This window comes from Salinivirga sp. (genome assembly GCF_035268865.1).
Classification (GTDB): domain Bacteria; phylum Bacteroidota; class Bacteroidia; order Bacteroidales; family Salinivirgaceae; genus Salinivirga.
In genome coordinates this window covers 1-8,381 of the sequence record NZ_DATFKB010000062.1, presented here as the reverse complement: position 1 = coordinate 8,381, position 8,381 = coordinate 1, and the positions used below count along the sequence as shown (strand labels likewise).

At 42.8% G+C, this 8,381-nt stretch carries 7 protein-coding genes; 1 reads left to right on the top strand and 6 read right to left on the bottom strand.

Annotation, left to right across the window (positions count from 1 at the left end):
* Positions 1-49: 49 nt before the first annotated feature.
* The 6 genes from VJ937_RS04000 to VJ937_RS03975 all read right to left on the bottom strand — a co-directional run bounded on the left by VJ937_RS04000 (position 50) and on the right by VJ937_RS03975 (position 7,298).
* On the bottom strand, positions 50-346 hold the full coding sequence (locus VJ937_RS04000) for an ArsR/SmtB family transcription factor (protein ID WP_057953110.1): 297 nt from the start codon (positions 344-346) through the stop codon (positions 50-52).
* A 73-nt stretch (positions 347-419) separates the two neighbouring features.
* The gene (locus VJ937_RS03995; protein ID WP_324065604.1) at positions 420-2,003 is read right to left on the bottom strand and encodes an aspartate:alanine exchanger family transporter; all 1,584 of its coding nucleotides are present in this window, start codon (positions 2,001-2,003) and stop codon (positions 420-422) included.
* A gap of 4 nt (positions 2,004-2,007) precedes the next feature.
* On the bottom strand, positions 2,008-3,354 hold the full coding sequence (locus VJ937_RS03990; protein ID WP_324065603.1) for an endonuclease: 1,347 nt from the start codon (positions 3,352-3,354) through the stop codon (positions 2,008-2,010).
* Between the two features lie 1,003 nt (positions 3,355-4,357).
* Positions 4,358-5,809 carry an NAD(P)(+) transhydrogenase (Re/Si-specific) subunit beta gene (locus VJ937_RS03985; RefSeq protein ID WP_324065602.1) on the bottom strand — a complete coding sequence of 484 codons (1,452 nt, stop codon included), beginning with the start codon at positions 5,807-5,809 and terminating at the stop codon, positions 4,358-4,360.
* Positions 5,810-5,852: 43 nt separating this feature from the next.
* Complete coding sequence (locus tag VJ937_RS03980; protein WP_057954692.1) at positions 5,853-6,164, bottom strand: NAD(P) transhydrogenase subunit alpha; 312 nt, start codon at positions 6,162-6,164, stop codon at positions 5,853-5,855.
* Positions 6,165-6,170: 6 nt separating this feature from the next.
* Positions 6,171-7,298, bottom strand: a complete 1,128-nt coding sequence (locus VJ937_RS03975) for a Re/Si-specific NAD(P)(+) transhydrogenase subunit alpha (RefSeq protein WP_324065601.1) — start codon at positions 7,296-7,298, stop codon at positions 6,171-6,173.
* A 191-nt stretch (positions 7,299-7,489) separates the two neighbouring features.
* Here VJ937_RS03975 and pdxH point away from each other — a divergent pair, with 191 nt between their 5' ends.
* Positions 7,490-8,110, top strand: coding sequence for a pyridoxamine 5'-phosphate oxidase (gene pdxH, locus VJ937_RS03970; protein ID WP_324065600.1), 621 nt, complete (start codon positions 7,490-7,492; stop codon positions 8,108-8,110).
* The last annotated feature ends 271 nt before the right edge of the window (positions 8,111-8,381 follow it).

Genomic DNA, 8,381 nt, shown 5'->3' with positions numbered 1-8,381 from the left:
ATATATAATAAAAAAGGCTGTTTTTTAAGCAGCCTTTTTTGATGGTTTTTTATACAGTGCATTGACTTATGCAATCTACAATACTACTTAATCGCTCATGTTTGAGAAAATAGAAAGTGTTTTTTCCTTCCCGTTTTGAACATAGTACACCTTTATCTTTCAGAATTCCTAAATGATGTGATGTGGTTGATTGCTCTATCTGTAATTTCTGATGAATTTCAGTAACTGTCATTTTATTCCCATCTTCTAGAAAATTAAGAATAGCGATTCTCATGGGATGGGCAATGGCCTTTAACATGCTTGCCGCTTCCTCCAACTGGTCAATGTTTAATTCTGAGACTTTCATTTTGTTTCTTTTTACATATTAAGGATATCCAAATATATGAATATTTTTAAACTTAACTATTAGTTTTTTTATATTATATAGCACATAAAATTTTTACTGTTATGATTAACAGTACCATAGCAATTGGATAAATTGTAGCGTAAGCCACGTGTGGAGCATTCGATTTGGTCATTGGGTCAACCGCGGCAAGGGCCGGCGTACTTGTCATAGCTCCGGAGAGTGCTCCTAAAAATGAGAGTATGTTCATTTTTAACAGATACCGGTCAACCAAAACAATGAGAATCAATGGAAGCAGCGTAACAGCAATTCCATATCCGAAAAGTTGCGCTCCGTATTCCTGAAAAGATGCTACTATGTGGTTGCCGGCATTTGCGCCAACCGATACGAGGAAAAATATCAGGCCCAATTGCCGTAGTAATTGTGTGGCAGCACCACTCAGGGTCCAGACGAATGGGCCTGTTTTGCCGGTTCTACCAAGCAGTAAACCAGTGATTAAAACACCTCCGGTTAATCCAAAGCTAAAGGAGTAACTTCCCATCGAAACATTGATATGACCGATAATGTATCCCAGCACAACACCAATTGCAATAGGGAGAAAATCGGTGTCAGAAAGGTCTTTGTTTGAATTTCCAAAAATCCTGATAATTGATGGCATATCAACAGTGCGTGCCGATACAATGATTTTATCTCCCATTTGTAATTTTACTTGTGAGTCTGGCACAATATCGATGCCTGCCCGCCGTATCCTGGTTATAACTGCGTTGTAGGCTGAGAGGAGGTTTAGTTCCGGAATCGTCTTGTTGACCACATCTTTGTTGGTAACCAGTAAGGATCTCACAGCATGACTTTTGTGCAATGAAATATCTTCATCGGTTACCGGACCTATGAGTTGCTCTATTTTTTCAAGCGCGTCTTCTGTTCCTACAGCCCTGATAATGTCATTTTTGTATACAAGGGTATCTGCCTGCACAGTAGCAGGAACTCCGGTATGTTTGATACGGCTGATCATTGCGCCGGTCATTTGTCGAATATTCAGGTCTTTTATTTTTTGGCCGTCTACGTTTTCATTTTCAACAATAAAATGCCGCTGTAGAATTTTAGGGTGATCTTTTTCTGCTTCTTTCTCAAAAGCTGCTTCTGCCTGATTGATATCCTTTTTTAATAATTTTGGAAGCACCCTCACAAAAACAATTACACCGATAACCCCAAACGGATAAGCGATGGTATATCCGATAGACGCCAATGGTGAGCCGGTAATGTCAATGGCAGCTGCCAGGCCGGGTGTGCTGGACATGGCGCCACTGAAGAGGCCCACCGCTATATTCGGGTCTAAATCCAGCAATGCAATTAGTAACCATGTTATAAGGCCACCGGTAAACATTACGCCAACGGACAGCATTGCAAGCCTGCGCCCATCTTTTTTAAAGGATGCAAAAAAGCCCGGGCCGGCCTGTATCCCAATTGTGTAAAGAAATAGTACCAGACCTATGGTTTGTATGGCATCCGGAACCTTGAGGCCGTAATGGCCAAAAATAAGTGCCACAAACATTACTGCCGAAACACCCAGGGATATGCCTTTTATATTGACACGACCCAGTATAAAACCAAGCGCAATTATGACAAATAATAAAAAGTTGTCATCGGTTAAAAAGTCCATTGGTTTATCGTTTTACGAGTTTTTGAGTAAATGTGTATGATGAAGATATAATTTTCACAATATAGGTTCCCTGCTGATAATTGGATCCGAATTCTATCCCGGATTTTTGGTTTAAGATAAAAGAATCAACTCTTTGTCCGGCAATATTATAAACCATAACTTTTTCTACTCCGGAGTGTGTTGTAATGTCTTTTATCACAAATGTGTTGCTAGTTGGGTTTGGCGCAATCTGTATGTGGTCATCAATGTCGGGAATGGCGTTACCTTGTTCCACAACCAGGTCAAACAGGTAGTTCGGACTATCGTTTACACCATCGTTGGCGATAATAGTTACCGAATAACTGCCTGCATCGCCTGAAACGGGAGCTGCTGTAAGGCGTGTGTGTCCGTCTGCTATGTTTGTTAGAGAGATAAAATCTGCAGAGCAAAACAGGCAGTTCCACTCAATGGAAACAGATTCTGGTTCATTATCATTAAAATGAATGTCCAGTTCAAGTGTTTCGCCTTCGGCCAAAGTGGTGTCGGTAAGCCGATTAATGAAATATGGTGGCGTGTTTACTGCTCCCCAAATATTACTGGCATATTCCGGGTGGTCTATAAACGGATTCCGGTTGCCCTGAATTTGGTAAATGGCATCATTACGGTCAATCTCTTTTTGACTAACCGGGTCCTCCTCGTGCCATTTTAGCATAAGTGCAGTGCCCACAGAAGTAAAATTTGCACCGTTCACCAGGTCGTTTGTATACCAGTCCGTATCTTCGTTGTAATAACGGGTTACCATGTACATGTAGTTTCTTGCAAAATCGCCTTTGTACGCATCTATTGGTTCAAAAACAGTTCCACTCATTGTTGAAAAAGAAGATGTGCCAACTTTTGATCCGTTTTGTGAGATCCAGAACGCTTCATTAGTTTCTCCATAAGGGTGGTTCCCTCGTTGTCCGTTTACATAACCATCGGACGGGACCACATGAAACATATCTGTGTACATCGGGTAGTCTTCGTTAAACCAGCTTTTGGGCCAGGAATGTTCCCGGTTATAGCAATCGCCTTCAGCCTGGTAACTACCGCATTGATCCGAAACAAAAGCAAATTCGTATGGAGGTGTTCCGCCGGGGACATCGGAGTACATATCCCAAACTTTGTTGTTGTCTTTACGGTCGGTTTCCTGAAGGTGTGTCCATAAAGCAGAATATGATTGGGCGTTATGATTGTCTATGATGTCATGAAGCGCCTGGCGAAGTTCGGTTCCGTTTAATCCCTGCGCATTATCATAGTAACCAGAAGGAATCTGGGCTGATAGTTGTATGGTGCTCATAAAAAGTACGAGCACTAAAAGCTTTCGATAATTCATAAAAATCTGTTTAAATCAAATGGTTTGAAATTTATTGCAAAGATAAAGGGATTTTGACTGTTCTATTGTAATTGTGCCGGTTTTTATGTTTCGATGTATGTGAATGTTTGCCCTGGCGTTTTCCTGTTTTGTGCATTGGGACACCCAGATTTAATTTCTATAAAAGCTATTTTTCTATTTGGTCATAAACCTACTTTTTTTGCTACAGGTCAAAAAAAGTAGGCAAAAAAACCCCGCCGCTTACAGAAAAATGCTAAAAACCTGCTCATTATGACTAAAGTTTACGAACTCACACCGATTTTTTCTGAAAAATCGGTGCTCAAACAGCGCAAACTTTGACGCCATAATGAACAGGTTTTCTTAACGCATTTTTCTTCATGCGGCTATAAAAACAACTGTTATCCACTTCATCAACGACAATGCCCAAAGCGGGCTGGCCTGATCAAATTACTCGTAAACTTCCCGTTTTTCACGGGACAGGCTGTGAGGGCTAAAGCCGTTGGCGAGCAAGCGCCAGATTGAATGTTCTACTCGAATTAATCCATAAAATGATTGAAAATCATTATTATGGATAGTATGAGAGTAAATCCCGATATAAACAATATTAGCAATTGCTGAAGGCAGTTGCGCTATATTTTCATAATCGGGGTTCAATCAATATAAATGACTTAAAAGAGGCTTGCCCAGCTTTTAAAAGTGATTTAATTTATTGAACAGAGTGGGTGGAAGCGTAAGTTGATCTAGACTTTTTGCGCCATCCTTCGGTCGCCGAAGGCTTGCCGCAGGTGAAACGCTAAAGCTAAGGCGGCCTGCGATTGTAACTTTTTTTTCACTTCGACAAGCTCAGTACATCGCATGAAAAAAAGTTTAGTGAATAAAAGTCAACCACTTCCAGGAAGAGTCAAAGTGGGTCATGCATTGCAAAAAACGGGAAAAATGCGCAACAAGAACAAGCCCGAAAGCCGGCTATTGTTGCGCATTAAAATATAGTTTTTTCAATGGACTACAATGCTTTGATCTCTTCTATCAGTTTTTGCAGCGAATCTTTGGCATTACCAAAGAGCATTCTTGTTTTATCGTTGTAGAAAAGGCTGTTTTCGATGGCAGCATACCCTTTTCCCATTCCACGTTTCATTACAATGATGTTTTTGGCCTGTCCGGCACGTATTATGGGCATTCCATAAATGGGACTTGAGGGGTCTTCTTCAGCAGCTGGGTTTACCACATCATTGGCACCAATAACCACAGCCACATCGGTCGATGACATTTCTTCGCTGGCATCGCGCTCTTCTATGAGTTTTTCGTACGGCACATCTGCCTCAGCAAGCAGCACATTCATGTGTCCGGGCATGCGGCCGGCAACTGAGTGAATACCAAACTTCACTTCTACCCCATTGCGCTCGAGCATTTTCGACATTTCGTTCACAAGGTGCTGTGCCTGTGCAACGGCCAATCCATAACCGGGAATAATGTACACCTTTTGCGAATAGTTGAGCAGCACAGCGGCATCGCTCAGCGATATTTCTTTTACTGTACCGCCTTCCTGTCCTGCAGCTGCTCCACCGCCACCAAATGCACCTAAAATCACATTGGTAAGCGAACGGTTCATGGCACGACACATTAAAATGGTGAGTATGGTACCGGCCGAACCAACCAGTATACCTCCGGTAAGCATGGCCTGATTATCGTAAAGAAAACCACCCATAGCTGCGGCAACTCCTGTAAATGAGTTCAGCAGTGAAATAACTACGGGCATATCGGCTCCACCAATTGGCATTACAAAAGATACTCCGTAAATAAGACTAATGGCCAACATGAGATATATGGCAGGCATTAATTCTGCCGGACTGGCTTCTCCGCGTGTCATAATGTAAACAATAAAGCCGATGAGCACAGCTAAAAATATGAGATTAATTACACGCAGCGCTGAAGCACGAATATCTTTTATTCGGCCATCGAGTTTTCCAAAGGCAATCATACTACCGGCAAACGATACACTTCCGATCATTAAACCAAGCAGAATGGCCAGTACTTCGCCGGTATGCATTGCCACAAGCGCACTGCCATGGGCAAGATGTGGAAATTCCATGAGCGATATTAGTGCGGCACTGGCACCACCCATTCCGTTAAAAAACGAGACCAACTGTGGCATAGCGGTCATTTTGACCTTTACTGCTATGGCCCAGCCTATAACAGTCCCAAGGGCTATGGCTCCAATGATCCAGCCTATATTTTTGATGGGTTCGCCATCCATTTCATGCAGCGATATGGTGGCAATAATGGCCATTACCATACCCAAAGCAGCCCAAAGATTTCCGCGCTTGGCTGTTTTGGGGCTACTTAGCATTTTTAATCCTATAATAAACAACACCGATGCAATTACATAAATTAGCTCGAGCAATGCATCTCCAAGTGTAAATGATATATTTTCTGTTAGTTTAAATACTTCGTTCATACCTTTTGATTTGGCTTTTAAACAAGCTGTTGATTAACTACGTTTATTGTTTCTTCTTTTTTTTGTTGAACATATCCAACATGCGATGGGTTACCACAAATCCGCCTACTACATTGAGCGTACCCAGCACTACGGCCAAAAACCCCAGAATAAAGGCAATTGTTTCTTCGGCATGACCCATTACAATAATGGCCCCGATTATTACCACACCATGAATGGCATTGGCACCCGACATAAGCGGCGTGTGTAATACGGCCGGCACATTGGAAATTACTTCAATACCAAGAAATATTGATAGTATGATGATGAAAATTGCTTCGCGATAGGTAAAGAAAAATTCCAGAATAGCTTCCATATCAATTTAATTTTTATATGCTTTTCGAATGCGTTCACTTATTAAATCTCCCTCATGGGTAATGGTGCAACCAGCAATGATGTCGTCTTCAAAATTAAGTTTCAGCGCACTGTTTTCGCCAGTGAGAATTTCCAGAAAGTTGATGACATTATTGCCAAACATACGGGATGCATCTACAGCCATATCTGAGGATATTTGTGAGTTACCCACGATCATTACGCCATTGTGGTTCACTACTTTGTTGTCCTGGGTAAGTTCGGTATTACCTCCGCTTGATGCGGCAATATCGATGATGACCGATCCGGGTTTCATTTGCTCGATTGATGCTTTGGTAATAAGCTTTGGAGCAGGCTTACCGGGTATTTGAGCGGTTGTAATAATGACATCAGATTTAATGGCATGCTCCTGAATTTTCTCTTGCTGCCGATTTTTAAAATCATCTGATTGCTCTATGGCATAACCTCCGGCATCTTTATCATCTTTGGCACCTTCAACCTCAATAAATTTGCCTCCGAGCGAGTGTACCTCTTCTTTAACAGCTGCACGCACATCGAAAACCTCAACCACAGCACCAAGTTTGCGAGCTGTGCCTATAGCCTGCAAACCGGCTACTCCTGCACCGAGAATAAGCATTTTTGCAGGTTTTATGGTTCCGGCTGCCGACATAAACATGGGGAAAAAGCGCGGTACACGGTTGGCCGCCTCAAGTACACTTTTGTATCCGGCTACGGTGGCCATCGATGATAATATATCCATGGCCTGGGCACGCGTGGTACGCGGTAAATTATCAAGGCTTAATAGTGTGAGGCCTTTATCTTTAAATTGATTTACAAGTTCTTTGTTTACCAAAGGATTGTATACACCAACCACAACCTGTCCTTTTTGCAAATGATCCAGCTCTTTGACCGGCAGTGGTTGAATGGTTAATATGAGTTCGGCATTTTTTAATATATCTGTCCGCTTTGTGGCAACGGCGCCATTTTCGGTATAGGCGGAATCGGGGGCAAAGGCTTTGGCTCCCGCATCAGGCTCAAATAAAACCTGGTGTCCCTTTTTCTCCAACTTTTGAACTGCCTCGGGCAAAAGTGCCACGCGGTGTTCAAAATCGGGTTCCCTTAAAAGCCCTATTTTCATAGTTATTGGTTTTTAATTCTCATCGTTTTACCAACGATAAGCAGATTAAACATTTATTCATTTATAATCATTCTAAACAACAGCTGTACTTTGAAAATGTTGAATATCCAATCATTTAACTTGTAATTATATTTGCGCAGCACAAGACTGGCAACAAAAGCAAAGCGCAGATGTTGGTCTAAAAAAAAGCTATGCAAATTAATTCCCGAAGAGAATATAACTTAGACAGCCTGGATTTTGAGGATTTGCCTGATTCGCCAATCGAAGCTGTGGAATATTGGTTAGCGGCGGCCAACAAACAGCCGGACTATAATGCATTTCATTTGTCTACCAGTAATGGAGATGGGCGTGTAAGCGGTCGTATGGTGCTACTCAAAGGTATAGAACAAGGCAGGTTGATGTTTTTTACAGATTACGATAGTCTAAAAGGCCAGCAAATAAATAAAAATCACCGGGTAGCAGCTACTTTTTTTTGGCCGGCACTTGAACGGCAAATCAGAATTGAAGGTACGGCAACCCGCCTGTCAGCCGGGCAAAGCGATGCTTATTTTGATTCGCGTCCACCGGAATCGCGGGCGGCAGCAATAGCAAGCCTGCAAAGCCAAAAGGCTGAAAGCAGGGCTGACCTGGAACAGCGGTATGAAACAATGCTGAAAGGTAATGAACAATTAGAACGACCTGCCCGCTGGGGCGGATATGGCATTGAGCCTTTTTATGTTGAGTTTTGGCAAGGCAGGCCCAGCCGATTAAATGACCGTATTGTGTTTGAGAAAAGTGAAGGGAAATGGATACGATACCGTCTGGAGCCGTGAGTGGGGTTGGTAGGTTTGTAGGTTGGTTGGGGTGTTTCGCCGATGATTTACGGTTTTGGAGGTAATTGCTGTCAAACGCGGCGATTCTTCTGCGTTGGGTGATGTACCCAGGGCGCTGCCTGTGGGTTGTTGCTGGTTGCCCCTTTGGGGCGTGGAAGGGATTGGCAGGTTGGGTGAGTGAGTTGTAAGGTGAGAGCGTGAGGTGAGAGCGGGAGGTGATTGGTGAATTGGTATTCTGGGTTTAGCGAGCGATGGTGCCCTTTAGGGCGTG